The sequence below is a fragment of the Enterobacter cloacae complex sp. SHL009 genome (assembly GCF_049237205.1).
Taxonomy (GTDB): Bacteria; Pseudomonadota; Gammaproteobacteria; order Enterobacterales; family Enterobacteriaceae; genus Enterobacter; species Enterobacter cloacae_M.
This window is the reverse complement of sequence record NZ_JBMKIW010000010.1, coordinates 14,082-29,449: the sequence shown is the minus strand read 5'-3', so window position 1 is coordinate 29,449 and position 15,368 is coordinate 14,082. Positions and strand designations below refer to the sequence as shown.

Annotated in this window: 14 protein-coding genes; 6 read left to right on the top strand and 8 right to left on the bottom strand. The window is 57.2% G+C overall.

Features of this window, described 5'->3' with window-relative positions:
• Positions 1–59: 59 nt before the first annotated feature.
• The 4 genes from ACOTZC_RS19505 to nirB form a co-directional block, all read right to left on the bottom strand.
• Positions 60–230 (bottom strand): YhfL family protein, encoded by a 171-nt coding sequence (locus tag ACOTZC_RS19505; RefSeq protein WP_008503029.1) that lies wholly within the window; start codon positions 228–230, stop codon positions 60–62.
• A gap of 143 nt (positions 231–373) precedes the next feature.
• On the bottom strand, positions 374–1,747 hold the full coding sequence (gene cysG / locus ACOTZC_RS19500; RefSeq protein ID WP_047173937.1) for a siroheme synthase CysG: 1,374 nt from the start codon (positions 1,745–1,747) through the stop codon (positions 374–376).
• Between the two features lie 135 nt (positions 1,748–1,882).
• Positions 1,883–2,209: a nitrite reductase small subunit NirD gene (gene nirD / locus ACOTZC_RS19495; protein ID WP_023309475.1), complete on the bottom strand. Its 327-nt coding sequence runs from the start codon at positions 2,207–2,209 to the stop codon at positions 1,883–1,885.
• The gene (gene nirB, locus ACOTZC_RS19490; RefSeq protein WP_248169764.1) at positions 2,206–4,749 is read right to left on the bottom strand and encodes a nitrite reductase large subunit NirB; all 2,544 of its coding nucleotides are present in this window, start codon (positions 4,747–4,749) and stop codon (positions 2,206–2,208) included. The genes nirD and nirB overlap by 4 nt, the downstream gene beginning before the upstream one ends.
• Positions 4,750–4,988: 239 nt before the next feature.
• Between nirB and ACOTZC_RS19485 the strand changes: the two genes are divergently transcribed.
• The gene (locus ACOTZC_RS19485; RefSeq protein ID WP_163354626.1) at positions 4,989–6,305 is read left to right on the top strand and encodes a cytosine deaminase; all 1,317 of its coding nucleotides are present in this window, start codon (positions 4,989–4,991) and stop codon (positions 6,303–6,305) included.
• A 3-nt stretch (positions 6,306–6,308) separates the two neighbouring features.
• Here the strand turns inward: ACOTZC_RS19485 and tsgA are convergent, their stop codons facing one another.
• On the bottom strand, positions 6,309–7,493 hold the full coding sequence (tsgA, locus tag ACOTZC_RS19480) for an MFS transporter TsgA (RefSeq protein ID WP_045357612.1): 1,185 nt from the start codon (positions 7,491–7,493) through the stop codon (positions 6,309–6,311).
• A 279-nt stretch (positions 7,494–7,772) separates the two neighbouring features.
• On the opposite strand from tsgA, the gene ppiA reads away from it, so the two are divergent.
• From ppiA to argD, 4 genes are all read left to right on the top strand, one after another.
• The gene (ppiA, locus tag ACOTZC_RS19475) at positions 7,773–8,345 is read left to right on the top strand and encodes a peptidylprolyl isomerase A (RefSeq protein WP_023309471.1); all 573 of its coding nucleotides are present in this window, start codon (positions 7,773–7,775) and stop codon (positions 8,343–8,345) included.
• A 106-nt stretch (positions 8,346–8,451) separates the two neighbouring features.
• Positions 8,452–9,036, top strand: coding sequence for a putative adenosine monophosphate-protein transferase Fic (locus ACOTZC_RS19470; protein ID WP_023309470.1), 585 nt, complete (start codon positions 8,452–8,454; stop codon positions 9,034–9,036).
• 30 nt (positions 9,037–9,066) lie between these two features.
• Positions 9,067–9,630 (top strand): aminodeoxychorismate synthase component 2, encoded by a 564-nt coding sequence (gene pabA / locus ACOTZC_RS19465; RefSeq protein WP_045403387.1) that lies wholly within the window; start codon positions 9,067–9,069, stop codon positions 9,628–9,630.
• Between the two features lie 87 nt (positions 9,631–9,717).
• Entirely contained in the window at positions 9,718–10,938 is a 1,221-nt protein-coding gene (argD, locus tag ACOTZC_RS19460) for a bifunctional acetylornithine/succinyldiaminopimelate transaminase (RefSeq protein WP_171863420.1), read from the top strand.
• On the opposite strand, the gene ACOTZC_RS19455 is transcribed toward argD, so the two are convergent.
• Together ACOTZC_RS19455 and crp are read right to left on the bottom strand one after the other, a co-directional pair.
• Positions 10,935–13,022, bottom strand: coding sequence for a YccS/YhfK family putative transporter (locus ACOTZC_RS19455; protein WP_039263093.1), 2,088 nt, complete (start codon positions 13,020–13,022; stop codon positions 10,935–10,937). The two genes, argD and ACOTZC_RS19455, sit on opposite strands and share 4 nt — an antisense overlap.
• 57 nt (positions 13,023–13,079) lie before the next feature.
• Positions 13,080–13,712, bottom strand: a complete 633-nt coding sequence (crp, locus tag ACOTZC_RS19450; RefSeq protein ID WP_000242758.1) for a cAMP-activated global transcriptional regulator CRP — start codon at positions 13,710–13,712, stop codon at positions 13,080–13,082.
• A 311-nt stretch (positions 13,713–14,023) separates the two neighbouring features.
• Here crp and ACOTZC_RS19445 point away from each other — a divergent pair, with 311 nt between their 5' ends.
• On the top strand, positions 14,024–14,428 hold the full coding sequence (locus tag ACOTZC_RS19445) for an OsmC family protein (protein ID WP_045403391.1): 405 nt from the start codon (positions 14,024–14,026) through the stop codon (positions 14,426–14,428).
• 66 nt (positions 14,429–14,494) lie between these two features.
• On the opposite strand, the gene ACOTZC_RS19440 is transcribed toward ACOTZC_RS19445, so the two are convergent.
• Entirely contained in the window at positions 14,495–15,364 is an 870-nt protein-coding gene (locus tag ACOTZC_RS19440; RefSeq protein ID WP_023309465.1) for a phosphoribulokinase, read from the bottom strand.
• Positions 15,365–15,368 lie beyond the last annotated feature (4 nt).

The window sequence follows — 15,368 nt, the reverse complement described above, 5'->3', positions numbered from 1 at the left end:
CCGCACTTCCCTAAACTAAAAAACCGGGAAATCCCGGTTTTTTTACGCCTGAAAATCGCTTACTGCTGCGCCGCCGGGCCGCAACCGCCGATGATCTTCGAAATGGAGATCGCCGGGTGCAGCAGGTAATCGTAGCTGCAATTATTTTTGGTGTTCTGTACATGACCGGTGCAGGCAGTCAGAGTCGATAACAGGCCAACCAGAACGGCGGCTTTTGCCAGTTTGAACATACGCATTCCTTGTCTTAAAAACGAAAGTTGGATGTAACTCAAGGGAATAAAGGGAGAAATTCCACTTCGGGGCGGTATGTTATCGACAGCGGTAAGAGGGGAGTAGTCCACATAAGGACTACTCCGCAAAGGAAGAATATGCGTTAGTGATTTGAGAACCAGTTCAGCTTATCGCGCAGCTCAACCACGCGACCCACCACAATCAGCGCCGGGCTTTCGACCTGCTGCGCCAGTTCACCGAGCTGCGTCAGTACGCCATCCACCACGCGTTGCTTGATGGACGTACCGTTTTCCACCAGCGCAACCGGCATATCAGCCTCCATGCCGTGCTCCAGCAGCTTCGCCTGAATCGTAGCGGCCTGGTTTAGCCCCATGTAGAAGACCAGCGTCTGCTTTTCCGCGGCCAGGTTATGCCAGTCCAGCTCGCAGCCGGTTTTCAGATGGCCCGTTACCAGACGCACGCTCTGGGCATAGTCACGGTGGGTCAGCGGAATGCCAGAGTAAGCTGAGCAGCCGGATGCCGCCGTAATGCCCGGCACCACGGAGAACGGAATGCCCGCGTCACACAGGGTTTCCAGCTCCTCGCCGCCGCGACCAAAGATAAAAGGATCGCCACCCTTAAGGCGCACCACGCGCTTACCTTTCTGCGCCTCGCGCAGCAGGATCTGGTTAATCTCCTCCTGCGGAACGCAGTGATAGCCCGCCCGTTTGCCTACGAAGACGCGGTCGGCATCGCGGCGTACCAGGTTCATGATGTCATCAGAGACCAGGCGATCGTAAACCACGGTATCGGCCTGCTGGATCTGCTGTAGCCCTTTCAGCGTCAGCAAGCCTGCATCGCCGGGGCCTGCGCCCACCAGCACCACTTCGCCGCGATGGTCCAGCGGCTCGCTCAGCAGCTGTTCGGTCGTCTCTTCAACGGCTTTGGTGTCCTGATTCGCCAGCGACTGCGCCAGCCTGTCGTTCACAAAGAATTTTTCCCAGAAGCGACGGCGCTCGCCAACGGTCGAGAAGGTTTGCTTCACGCGGGAGCGGAGCTGCCCGGCGTAATGGGCAATCTGACCAAGGTGCTGCGGCAGCACGGCCTCCAGCTTTTCCCGCAGCAGGCGGGCGAGAACCGGCGAGCGTCCGCCGGACGATACCGCAATCATCAGCGGCGAGCGGTCGATAATCGACGGCATGATAAAGCTGGCCTCTTTCGGCGCATCCACCACGTTACAGAAGATTCGGCGCACTTCGCAGGCGTCGCTGACGCGCTGGTTCACTTCATCATCATCCGTCGCGGCAATCGTCAGCCAGCAGGTATCGAGCAGAGATTCATTAAACTCACCCTGTTCCAGCGTGAGCATCCCTTCCTGGGCCCAGACCTCAAACTGTGGGGCGAAGGTGAGGGCGTTGACGGTGAGCCGGGCGCCAGCCTCTAACAGCAGGCGCGCTTTGCGTTCAGCCACGTCGCCGCCGCCCACGAGAAGGCAGTCGCGGTTGCGTAATTGACAGAAAATCGGCAGGTGATCCACGACGTTACCTCGCAGCTTTCATGGAGGGGGTAAGAATTGACGTCAGGATAACAGCAGGAATCGTACAAAACATACGGTTTTTCCTGCCGTTACCCATAAGGGGTCATAAGCTTTTCGTATTGAAAAGGCGGAGGATTAGCCTTTCAGCTGCACCTTGCCGTCCTTCACGCGGACATCATAGTGCTTCACTGAATGACTCTCATCTTCCATGCAGTATCCGTCGCTTAAGCGGAAACGCTGCTTTTTCAGCGGGCTGGCGACCCACAGTTCGCCCTGATGCTCGGCAATCAGTCCGCGGGAGAGCACGCTGGCCTCGAAGAACGGGTCGATATTGCTGATGGCAAAAACCTGTTCATCGTGGCGAGGGCGGAAAATCGCAACCTGCTCGCTTCCCAGCAGCGCGCATACGCCGGTGGCCGGGATGATGTCGTTAATATCGCAAATGTTTATCCACTGGCTCATGCGTTTTCCTCCACCAGCGTGACCGGAATTCGTTCATACGGTGTCGCCGGACGATGCTGTTCACGCTCCGGCACAACCTGTACGTTCGGGTCGCGCTGGGCGCTGTTGATGAAGTGTTTGAAGCGCGTCTGCGCCGCCGGGGTGTCGACGGTTTCAGTCCACTCGCAGATCACCGCCTCGCGCAGGCGCGCCATCTCCGCTTCCAGATGTTCGTTCAGACCCAGCTTGTCGTCGATGATCACCGATTTCAGGTAATCGATGCCGCCTTCCAGATTATCGAGCCAGGAGGCGGTACGGGTCAGCTTATCGGCGGTGCGGATATAGAACATCATGAAGCGGTCGAGATACTGAATCAGCGTATCGCGATCGAGATCCGCCGCCAGCAGGTCCGCGTGGCGTGGCTTCATCCCGCCGTTGCCGCAGACGTACAGGTTCCAGCCTTTCTCGGTGGCGATGATACCCACGTCTTTACCCTGCGCTTCCGCACATTCGCGGGTACAGCCGGAGACGCCAAACTTCATTTTGTGCGGGGTGCGGATGCCTTTGTAGCGGTTTTCCAGCTCCACGCCGAAGCCCACGCTGTCGCCCACGCCGTAGCGGCACCAGGTGCTGCCCACGCAGGTTTTCGCCATGCGCAGCGCTTTGGCATACGCGTGACCGGTTTCGAAGCCGGCTTCAATCAGCTGACGCCAGATTTCCGGCAGATCGTCTTTCTGCGCGCCAAACAGGCCGATACGCTGGGAGCCGGTGATTTTGGTGTACAGGTTAAATTCACGGGCGATACGGCCCACGGCGACCAGCCCTTCCGGCGTGATTTCGCCCCCAGCGGAACGCGGGATCACGGAGTAGGTACCGTCTTTCTGGATGTTCGCCAGGAAGTTATCGTTGGTGTCCTGCAGCGGCGTATGCTCGGGCTTGAGCACGTACTCGTTCCAGCAGGAGGCCAGCAGGGAGCCGACGGTCGGTTTACACACTTCGCAGCCGTAGCCCTGACCGTGCTTCGCCAGCAGCTCGTCAAAGGACTTAATGCCCTCCACGCGGATCAGGTGGTACAGCTCCTGGCGAGAATACGCGAAGTGCTCGCACAGGTTGTTGTTCACTTCGATGCCCTGTTTTGCCAGCTCGGCGTTCAGCACCTGAGTGACCAGCGGAATACAGCCGCCGCAGCCGGTACCGGCTTTGGTTTCCGCTTTCAGCGCCGCCACGGTGTGGCAGCCTTTGTTGATGGCGGAGATCAGCATGCCTTTGGTGACGTCGAAGCAGGAGCAAATTTGCGCGCTGTCCGGCAGTTTATCCACGCCGATAGACGGCTTGCCGCTGGACGCGTGCGCCGGGAGGATCAGCGCGTCCGGGTTTTCCGGCAGCTCGATGGCGTTCAGCACCATCTGCAGCAGGTTGCCGAAGTCGCTGGTGTCGCCCACCAGCACCGCACCGAGCAGAGTTTTGTTGTCCTGGCTAACGATGAGGCGTTTGTAGACTTCTTTGCTTTCGTCGAGATAGACATAGCTGCGAGCGCCGGGCGTGCGGCCATGCGCATCGCCAATGCCTCCCACGTCCACGCCCAGCAGCTTCAGCTTGGCGCTCATGTCTGCACCGGTAAACGCGTTTTCGCTGCCGAGGATATGGTCCACGGCGACCTGCGCCATTTTGTAGCCCGGCGCTACCAGACCGTAGACGCGGTTATTCCAGCTGGCGCATTCGCCAATCGCGTAGATATCCGGATCGGAGGTCTGGCAGGTGTCGTTGATCATGATCCCGCCGCGCTGCGCCACGGCCAGACCGCACTGGGTCGCCAGCTTGTCGCGCGGACGAATACCGGTGGAGAAGACGATGAAGTCCACTTCCAGCTCGCTGCCGTCGGCAAAGCGCATGGTTTTGCGCGCTTCAGTCCCTTCCTGAACGATCTCTTTGGTGTTCTTGCTGGTGTGAACCTTCACGCCCATGCTTTCGATTTTACGACGCAGCTGGTCACCGCCCATGTGGTCGAGCTGTTCGGCCATCAGCATCGGGGCAAATTCGATGACGTGGGTTTCAACGCCAAGGTTTTTCAGCGCGCCTGCCGCTTCCAGACCCAGCAGACCGCCGCCGACGACCGCGCCGCGACGGCTGCGACGGGCGCAGGATTCGATGGCGTTGAGGTCTTCAATGGTACGGTAGACGAAGCAATCCTGAGTTTCCGAGCCTTTGATCGGCGGGATCCACGGATAGGAGCCCGTCGCCATGATCAGCTTGTCGTAAAAAACCGTACGCCCGGCGCTGGAGTGGATCACTTTTTCCTGACGATTGATGGTGATAGCGCGTTCGCCCACCAGCACTTTTACGCCATGCTTCTCGTAGAAACCTTCGCGCACCAGAGAGAGCTCTTCGGCGGTATGATGGGAGAAGTAGGAAGACAGGTGTACACGGTCGTACGCCTTGCGGGGTTCTTCACAGAACACGGTAATATCGAACTGCTCAGCATCGGCCTTATCGAGAAGATCCTCAATAAAGCGGTGGCCGACCATGCCGTTACCGATGATAGCGAGTCTGACTTTGCTCATTATTGCCTCGATTTCTTTTCTATTATTGCCTACCTTAACGATTCAGCAGGGGCGCTTATTGATGCAAATCAAATACGTCTTCGCCTACTCCTTAGGTGGTATATGACTGATTTGTCAGGATTTTTATAAGTAGCGGAAATCGCAGGCTTTTCGCGCTCGTTGAATTTGTGTACAAATCAGGGGCAGTTTTGCCAAAATCGATACGCCTGAATATCAGCGGCGTTTTTTAGGGGAAGGGTATGTCTACAGCACCGTTATGGCTTGTTCAGAATGTGCGTTTACCGGGTCAGGAAGGGCTGTGGCAGCTCGCCATTGAGAACGGGCGATTTGGTGACATCACCCCGATGGACGACACCCACGCCGAAAGTTATGAAGTATTGAACGCGCGCGGCGGGCTTGCGATCCCGCCGTTCATTGAGCCGCATATCCATCTTGATACGACCCAGACGGCGGGTGAGCCGAACTGGAACCAGTCCGGCACGCTTTTCGAAGGCATTGAGCGCTGGGCGGAACGCAAGGCGTTGCTCAGCCATGAGGATGTTAAAGCGCGCGCCTGGAAAACGCTGAAGTGGCAAATTGCCAACGGCATCCAGTTTGTCCGCACCCATGTGGATGTCTCTGACCCGACGCTCACCGCCCTGAAGGCGATGCTGGAGGTGAAGCAGGAGGTTGCCCCGTGGGTAACGCTGCAAATCGTCGCGTTCCCGCAGGAAGGTATCCTCTCTTACCCGAATGGCGCGGCGCTGCTGGAAGAGGCGTTAAGGCTGGGCGCCGACGTGGTGGGGGCGATCCCGCACTTCGAGTTCACCCGCGAGTATGGCGTACAGTCGCTGCATATCGCTTTTGAACTGGCGAAGAAGTATGACCGTCCGCTGGATATCCACTGCGATGAAATCGACGACGAGCAGTCGCGGTTTGTCGAGACGGTGGCAGCGCTGGCCTATGAGGCCGGCATCGGCCCGCGCGTGACGGCCAGCCACACCACCGCCATGCACTCCTACAACGGCGCTTACACCTCGCGGCTGTTCCGTCTGCTGAAAATGTCGGGAATTAACTTCGTCGCTAACCCGCTGGTCAATATTCATCTGCAGGGGCGCTTTGATGACTATCCGAAGCGCCGCGGCATCACCCGGGTGAAAGAGTTACAGGAAGCGGGCATTAACGTCTGCTTCGGTCATGACGACGTCTTCGACCCGTGGTACCCGCTCGGCATCGGCAACATGCTGCAGGTGCTGCATATGGGGCTGCACGTCTGTCAGATGATGGGCTATCCGCAAATCGACAGCGGCCTGAATCTCATCACCCATAACAGCGCCCGTACCTTCGGCCTGAGCGATTACGGCATTAAGACAGGTAACCCGGCGAACCTGATTATTCTGCCTGCCGAGAGCGGGTTTGAAGCGGTGCGCTGCCAGGTGCCGGTGCGCTGGTCGATTCGTCAGGGACGGGTGATCGCCACGACGCAGCTGGCGCAGACGTGGATCCAGATGGATATCGGAGGAGAAGAGGTAAGCTTTGCCAGAAACAGCCCCTCTGCCGAGCGCAAAGGGGCGTAGGGGTTAGTGAGACGCTGCTGCCGCGTTGTGCTGGCGGTGGCGGGTCACGAAGCCCAGGATGAAGCACATGATGAACACCACGGCATACAGACCGTTGGCGGTGTGCAGCGCCGCCAGCGGACCGCTGTGGGCGACGATCGGGCCGGTGACCACGAAGGTCAGCATGGTGCCGATGGTGCCGCAGGTCAGGACGAAGTTAACCAGCTTCGGCGAGGCCACTTTGGTCTGCAGAGAGCCCAGGGTGATGATCGAGGTATAAATGGCGCTGGAGAAGAAGCCCAGGGTCAGAATGAACCACGGCATATGCTCCGGTGAACCGTTGATGAACAGGTACATCAGCACGGTCGCCAGCCCGGCCAGCACGGTCAGAATGCGCTGAAGGTCGAAGAAGCGCAGGATGAAGCTAAACGCCCACATGCCAAACATGTAAGACATCCAGAAATCGCTCACCAGTTTACCCGCGTCGTTCAGGCTCATGCCCAGACCTTTGGCGTACTCCGGTACCCAGGAGATAAAGCCCAGCTGGCCCAGAATGTAGCACAGGGCGGCAACGGAGAGGAACAGCACGCCGATGCCCCATTTTTCTTTCGCAACGGGCTCGGCGGTGGTTTGCGCTTTCTTGCCCAGCACCGGGAATTCACAGCCGAAGGTCAGAATAAAGATCGCCACGTAGACCAGGCCGATGCAGGCATAGACCCAGTACCACTCGATGCTGCGCGCCAGCAGAACGGCCGCGACCATCGGGAAAATCATTCCGGCCATGCTGAAGAAGGAGTCGGTAAACAGCAGACGCGCGCCGCGCTGGCGGCCTTCATACATGTGGGTAATGAGGAACGTACCGATCGACATGGTGATCCCGCTCACCAGACCGAGCACGAACATGGCGGCGGAGAACAGGGCGATGCTGTGGCTCAGCATCAGGCCCGCCACGGCGGCGACCATCAGCACAAAGCCAAAACGCAGCTGGGTTTTCAGCGGGACGATTTCCATCAGCCAGGCATTCAGGAAGATAGAGATCAGGATCCCCGCGTTGAGGAAGGTGAAGGTGTTACTCATGCTGGAAACGGGCAGCTGGAAGTAGTCTGCGATATTCCCCATCACCATCCCGGTGACGATCACCAACGCGCCGGTCAGAGCGTAGGAGAAGAAGCTGATCCATGTGAGCTTGATGCGATTGCTGTTAGTCATGTCTGGCCTGTTCAGAAAAAGAAAAGCGCCCAGGAGGGCGCTGAGAGCGGGCAGATTTTAGACATTAAAGTGATCTATTCATATCTTTTAAGAGAAATTAGAACTTCATTGCATGTTTTTGTGTGATCTCGATCACACAAAATGGCGCCAAAGCCAACCGTTTGCGCGGTTACAACTGTTTCAATTTCGTAAAATTAGGTAAAAGGCTGGTCTCCGTTCATACTGCTCTTTAGAATCAAGCCATTCGCTTTTTATACTGCGCTTTGTTAAGGAATTCTCATGCTCAAATCAACACTGGCGGCTGTCGCAGCTGTGTTTGCTCTTTCTGCTGTTTCCCCTGCTGCGCTGGCAGCCAAAGGGGACCCTCACGTTCTGCTGACCACCTCCGCCGGGAACATTGAGCTGGAACTGAATAGCCAGAAAGCTCCGGTTTCTGTGAAAAACTTCCTCGACTACGTGAACAGTGGTTTCTATAACAACACCACCTTCCACCGCGTGATCCCAGGCTTTATGGTGCAGGGCGGCGGCTTCAACGAGCAGATGCAGCAGAAACAGCCTAACCCGCCAATCAAAAACGAAGCGGACAACGGCCTGCTGAACAAACGCGGCACCATCTCCATGGCGCGTACCGCAGACAAAGACAGCGCGACCAGCCAGTTCTTCCTGAACGTGGCGGATAACGCCTTCCTCGACCACGGTCAGCGCGACTTTGGCTATGCCGTTTTCGGTAAAATCGTGAAAGGGATGGACGTGGCCGACAAGATTTCTCAGGTGCCTACTCACGACGTCGGTCCGTATCAGAATGTGCCGTCAAAACCGGTGGTTATCCTCTCCGCAAAAGTTCTGCCGTAATTCTTCTGAACGCGGGCTTCTCCTGCCCGCATTCTGTAACCCTCCCTGCGAAAGCGCGTTTTGCTGCTTATACTTGTGGCAAACGGACTATTCAGGGAGGCGTTAAGTGAAAAAGCTCACCGACAAGCAAAAATCCCGTCTCTGGGAACAGCAGCGTAACGTCAATTTACAGGCCAGTTGTCTCCTTGAAAAAGGTAATGGTCCCTCAGAGCCCCATATTGAGACGCTGGAGCTTGGGCCTTCCGCGCCCGGGTTGCCCCATCTGTGCCTTATTCATCGTCATTTGTACCGCAGCGAGATGAAGCGGGCAGGTGAGTTCCGCACTGACGATATTTTTAAGGGTGACATTCCTTTCTGCCATTTCGAATACATCGAGAAGATGGGTAACGAGCTGATGGCGGCGCTGGAAAGCGAAAAGTATCTCGTGGGTCTTGAGAAAGCGGCGTTTGTTGACCGGGTTAGCCACTATTACTGCGAAATCAACATGCTACATCCGTTTATGCGCGGCAACGGTATTGCCCAACGCGTTTTCTTCGAGCAGCTGGCGCTCCACGCGGGCTACTCGCTGGACTGGCGCGATATCGATCCCGACCAGTGGGTGGCGGCTAACCGAAGCGGCGCAACGGGAGATTTAACCGCGCTAAACGCTATCTTTGCCAAAGTAGTGAGCGAAGCGCGGGAATCTGAGTAGAATAGGGCGGCATTTTTTTCGGGAGCCGCCATGATTCTGCTGATTGATAACTACGATTCCTTCACCTGGAACCTTTACCAGTATTTTTGTGAACTGGGTGCAGAGGTGGTTGTCCGCCGTAACGACGAGATCGGACTGGCCGATATCGGGACGCTGGCTCCGCAGAAAATCGTGATTTCTCCTGGGCCGTGTACGCCGTCGGAATCGGGTATTTCTCTGGATGCTATCCAGTACTATGCCGGCAAGCTGCCGATCCTGGGCGTCTGTCTGGGCCATCAGGCGATTGCCCAGGCGTTTGGTGCCACCATCGTGCGCGCCGAGAAAGTGATGCACGGTAAAACCTCTCCGGTCACCCACGCCGGCACCGGGGTATTCACGGGGCTCAATAATCCGCTAACCGTGACGCGCTACCATTCCCTGGTGATTGACCCGTCGACCCTGCCCGACTGCTTTGAGGTGACCGCCTGGAGCGATACGCAGGAGATCATGGGGATTCGCCACCGCGAATGGGACCTCGAAGGCGTGCAGTTCCACCCGGAAAGCATCCTCAGCGAGCAGGGGCACGCGCTGCTGGCAAATTTCCTCAATCGCTGAATATCTGTTGCCTTGCTGTGATTTTTTATGCATATTTTGTGATTATATTTTCACAATAACTGTGACATAAAAATGGATGGTCATGACATGGCAACTGAACAACCAGCAATAACCCGCGCGACATTCGATGAAGTGATCCTGCCGATTTATGCACCGGCTGAGTTTATCCCGGTGAAGGGAAAGGGCAGCCGCGTCTGGGATCAGCAGGGGAAAGAGTATGTGGATTTCGCGGGCGGTATTGCGGTCACGGCGCTGGGTCATTGCCATCCCGCGCTGGTTGAGGCGCTGAAAACCCAGGGCGAAACCCTGTGGCACACCAGCAACGTGTTCACCAACGAACCGGCGCTGCGCCTGGGCCGCAAGATCATTGATGCGACCTTTGCCGAGCGCGTGCTGTTTATGAACTCCGGCACCGAAGCCAACGAAACCGCTTTTAAGCTGGCGCGCTACTACGCAACAACGCGCCACAGCCCGTACAAAACCAAAATCATCGCCTTCCACAATGCCTTCCACGGACGCTCCTTCTTTACCGTCTCCGTTGGCGGCCAGCCAAAGTATTCTGACGGGTTTGGCCCGAAGCCAGCCGATATCGTCCACGTGCCGTTTAACGATCTGCACGCGGTGAAAGCGGTCATGGACGATCACACCTGCGCGGTAGTCGTTGAGCCGATCCAGGGTGAAGGCGGCGTGACGGCGGCAACTCCGGAATTCCTGAAAGGGCTGCGCGAGCTGTGCGACGAACATCAGGCGCTGCTGGTCTTTGATGAAGTGCAGTGCGGGATGGGGCGTACCGGCGATCTGTTCGCGTATATGCACTACGGCGTTACGCCGGACATCCTGACCAGCGCCAAAGCGCTCGGCGGTGGTTTCCCGGTGAGTGCGGTACTGACGACGCAGGAGATCGCCTCCGCGTTCCACGTCGGCTCTCACGGCTCTACCTACGGCGGTAACCCGCTGGCGACCGCCGTGGCGGGCGCTGCATTCGACATTATCAACACGCCGGAGGTGTTGAACGCCGTGAGCGCGAAGCGCGAGCTGTTCGTAAAACACCTGCAAAAGATTGATGAGCAGTACGATGTGTTCAGCGAAATCCGCGGGATGGGGCTGTTGATTGGCGCCGAGCTGAAGCCGCAGTACAAAGGTCGCGCGCGCGACTTCCTGCACGCCGCCGCGCACGAAGGAGTGATGGTGCTCAATGCCGGGCCGGACGTAATGCGCTTTGCGCCGTCGCTGGTGGTAGAAGACAAAGACATCGAAGAGGGGTTAACCCGCTTTGCCTCGGCGGTCGCGAAGATCGTTAAAGGCTAATACTCGGTTCGCTTTAACCGGCGCGTTAACCAAATGCCGTGATGCGGACGCTGACGCCATGCCACCGACGAAATGGTGTGCATGGTGTTCAGATGCCCCAGAACGCGCTGCAAATGCTGCTCCAGCGTGCTCATTGGCCCGTGGGTTAACGTCTCCGGCGCTTCCAGAATGTTTGAGTCGCCCGACTCGCCCGGCGCGTCATACTCCAGACGCTGCTGACACCTCTGCAACGCAATTTCACACGACTGCAAATAGCGCTGCGCCAGATCCGGCGTCAGCATCGTGTGCTCGCGCGCCAGCGTGGTCATGGCGTTAATGTGCTCGACGATAAACTGGCTGTGCGTCACCCAGAGCTTCATGTCTGCCAGATAGTGCGAGTTAAAGCCCGGCTCCTGCATCGCCTGGTTGAGCGAGTTAAACAGGGCGTTGTGCGCCTGGTTGACCTTCATCCGCTGATAGGCCAGCGGGGAGGGCTGCGGGTCGTCGCTCAGGATCAGGCGAATAGCCTGCTGGTCGGCTTCCAGCGCGTCGTGGGCGTTCTGCCTCAGCAGCCCGCTCTGCCACTGCGGCCACAGCCAGACCATTCCGCCAAAGGCAATCAGGCAGCCGATCAGGGTATCAATCAGCCTGGCGACAATAAACTGTTCGCCATTGAGCGTGAGCAGCTGCAGGGTATATACCGCCGTCACCGTAAAGCCCACCATCGCCCAGCCGTAATTTTTGCGGATAATCAGGTAGCTCACCAGCGTGATCGCCAGCATGCCTGCCAGAGTATAGCCTTCCGGCACGTGGAAGTGCAGCGTCACGCCCGCAATGATCAGCCCGGCCATGGTGCCGCCTGCCCGATGCAAAATACGCACCCGCGTGGCGCCGTATCCGTTCTGGGTGACAAACAGCACGGTCATTAAGATCCAGTATGGTTTCGGCAGGTGCAGCGCCATGCCCATCAGGCTGGCGGTACTGAGCATAACGCTAATCCTGGCGGCGTTGCGCAGGGCGGACGATTTAAGGGAAAGATAGCTTTTGAGCGCGGGCAATAACGGAAGCCGTTTTTGCTTATCCGCCATCAGGTCGCGGGGATAAAGCGGGCGCTGCGTGCGCAACACGCGGGCGATGCGGCTGAAGTGCCAGGCGGCAAACTGGCCGACCGGGTTATCGGGATGCTGGCGGGCGATTTTCTCCAGCGCGCCCAGCTGTTTTTCCATGTTAAAGCGCGTGGGGTAGCGGTGATAAAGAATATCGTCAGCCAGCACGCGCAGACGTGCGGACACGGTTTGTGCGTTCCAGCGGATCACCGCTTCGGCGTGGCTGCGCTCGACCAGCTTTTGCACCTCCTGCGGGTGATGAAGGCTTACGGAGATGTGCTCCTGCAGATCCAGCCCGACCTGGAAGGTGCGCAGCAGCCGTTTGTATTCGTGGTTCTTGTTGGCGGCGAGCATATGCAGCTGCTGATAGCACTGGCTTATGAGATCCACCACCTTCTGCTGGCGCGTCAGCAGCGGCGGTAAGGATTTTTCCGGGTCGGTATGCTGGGTGAGCAGGGTATATTTGGCCTCGCAGTAATCCGCAAGCTGCACATAGAGCAGGCTCAGGGATTCACGCAGCGGCTGTTCGCGCCACAGCCAGAACCAAAACCAGTTAAACAGCCCGTACCATAATGTTCCCAGGGCGTAGATCAGCAGCGGCTCCCACACCGGCATGTTCCCGGCGAGGCTCAGCGTGAAAATAGCCGCAATCAGCGAGGCGGGAAGCAGGCGGGCGTGCAGCGAACTGATTTCCGCCGTGACGCCGAGCGTCATCGCCAGCACGGTCAGGATCAGCGGCAGCGGGATATCCCGGGCAAGCAGAAGCTGCACGGCGAGGCTACAGCCGGCAAACAGGCAGCCACCGATAATCAGGCGTTTGAAAAAGCGCTTATGCGGCGTGTCCAGACCGGCGATGTTGCAGCAGGCGGGTACGAGGGAAAACAGCAGGCCTTGCTGAAGATGTCCGAGGATCAGGCCTATGGCCACAGGAAGACACAACACCAGCGTTTGCCGCAGTGCGTAGTTAACTTCCGGGTGATAGATCAGCCTGCGCCACATGGGGAGTAGAGACAAAAACGGCGTGACACCTTGCGATGGCACGCCGTTTAAGCGGAATTAACGCGTTCCGTAGACCACGATGGTTTTACCGTGGGCGGAGATCAGGTTTTGATCTTCCAGCATTTTCAGGATACGGCCCACTGTTTCACGGGAGCAACCGACGATCTGACCAATTTCCTGACGGGTAATTTTAATTTGCATGCCGTCCGGGTGGGTCATAGCGTCTGGCTGTTTCGCCAGGTTCAACAGGGTTTGTGCGATACGTCCGGTAACGTCCAGGAAGGCGAGGTTACCCACTTTCTCTGACGTGACCTGCAGACGGCGCGCCATCTGGGAAGAAAGACGCATCAGGATGTCAGGGTTAACCTGAATCAGCTGACGGAACTTCTTGTAAGAAATTTCAGCCACTTCACATGCTGTCTTTGCACGAACCCAGGCGCTACGTTCCTGGCCCTCTTCAAACAGGCCCAGTTCACCGATGAAATCGCCCTGGTTCAGATAAGAAAGGATCATCTCTTTCCCTTCTTCATCTTTGATCAGCACTGCCACCGAGCCTTTAACGATGTAATACAACGTTTCCGCTTTTTCACCCTGGTGAATCAGCGTGCTCTTCGATGGGTACTTATGAATGTGGCAATGAGACAAGAACCATTCGAGAGTCGGGTCTGTTTGCGGTTTGCCAAGCACCATGCGCTGTTATCCTCTGTTATAAGCTGTCACCAGAGTCATCAGATGCATCCGGACTCTGGGGTTGCAATCGAATTCTTACCCATACCCTGGGAAGTCGGCTACCGTAACGTTTCGCAGCCAGTAAAGTTTGATGTCCTCTGCATACATGTGTAACGTCAATGTATTACTGTAGCATCCAGAGTGTTTTAGCATAGCTTTCGCCGCGTGTCTCCTGGTGTCTCGCTTCAGCATGATGCAGGTCGCCTTCCATTGCGAGAAATGTAACGCACGCGTAATCTGTCACCAAAAATGCAACGTTGGAGTTTAAGAATATGCAAGCGCGCGTGAAATGGGTTGAAGGTTTGACGTTCCTGGGCGAGTCCGCGTCAGGGCACCAGATTTTGATGGACGGTAACTCCGGCGATAAAGCACCCAGCCCAATGGAAATGGTGCTGATGGCGGCAGGCGGATGCAGCGCAATTGACGTGGTGTCGATTCTGCAGAAAGGACGTCATAACGTGACGGATTGTGAGGTTAAACTCACGTCAGAGCGTCGCGAAGAGGCGCCACGCCTGTTCACCCATATTAACCTGCACTTTGTGGTCACCGGTAAAGAGCTGAAAGACGCGGCGGTCTCACGTGCGGTGGACCTGTCTGCGGAGAAGTACTGCTCAGTGGCGTTAATGCTGGAGAAAGCGGTAAAAATCACGCATTCGTATGAAGTGATCGAGGCGTGATTGTTGGGGCATCGTGCGTGTTGATGCTCTCACCCTAACCCTCTCCCACAGGGAGAGGGAACATGCTCACGCGATCTGCTTCCCTTCCATCAGTCGCTCCACCAGCGGCGTCATGATGAGCTCCATCGCCAGCCCCATTTTTCCGCCCGGCACGACTAACGTATTCATGTGCGAAATAAACGAGCCCTGCAGCATTGCCAGCAGCCACGGGTAATCAATGCCTTCGAGATTGCGGAAATGGATCACCACAAAGCTCTCATCCAGCGACGGGATGCTTTTGGCCGCGAACGGGTTGGAGGTGTCCACCGTCGGCACGCGCTGAAAGTTGATATGGGTGCGGGAGAACTGCGGCGTCAGGAAGTTAATGTAATCCTCCATGGAGCGCACCACGGAGTCCATCACCGCCTCTCGCGAATGGCCGCGCTCGCTCATGTCGCGCGTCAGCTTCTGGATCCACTCCAGGTTAACGATAGGGACCACGCCGACCAGCAGATCCACGTGGCGCGCCACGTCGTGTTGAGGGGTGACCACGCCGCCGTGCAATCCTTCGTAAAACAGGACGTCGGTGGGTTCCGGCAGCGGCTGCCACGGGGTAAAGGTTCCCGGCACCTGATTCCAGGGTACGGCTTCATCATAGGTATGCAGATACTTACGGGACTGCCCTTTGCCGCTCTTACCGTACTCTATAAAGGTTTGTTCCAGCAGGCCGAAGTCATTGGCTTCCGGGCCGAAGTAGCTGATGTGTTTACCCGAATCGCGCGCCTTACGAATGGCCATGTCCATCTCCGGACGCGTGTAGCGGTGAAAGCTGTCGCCTTCGACCTCCGCCGCACGGAGATTCAGCTGGGCGAAAATCTTGCGAAATGCGAGGCTGGTGGTGGTGGTTCCCGCACCACTCGACCCCGTAACGGCAATAACCGGATGTCTGGCAGACATAGCA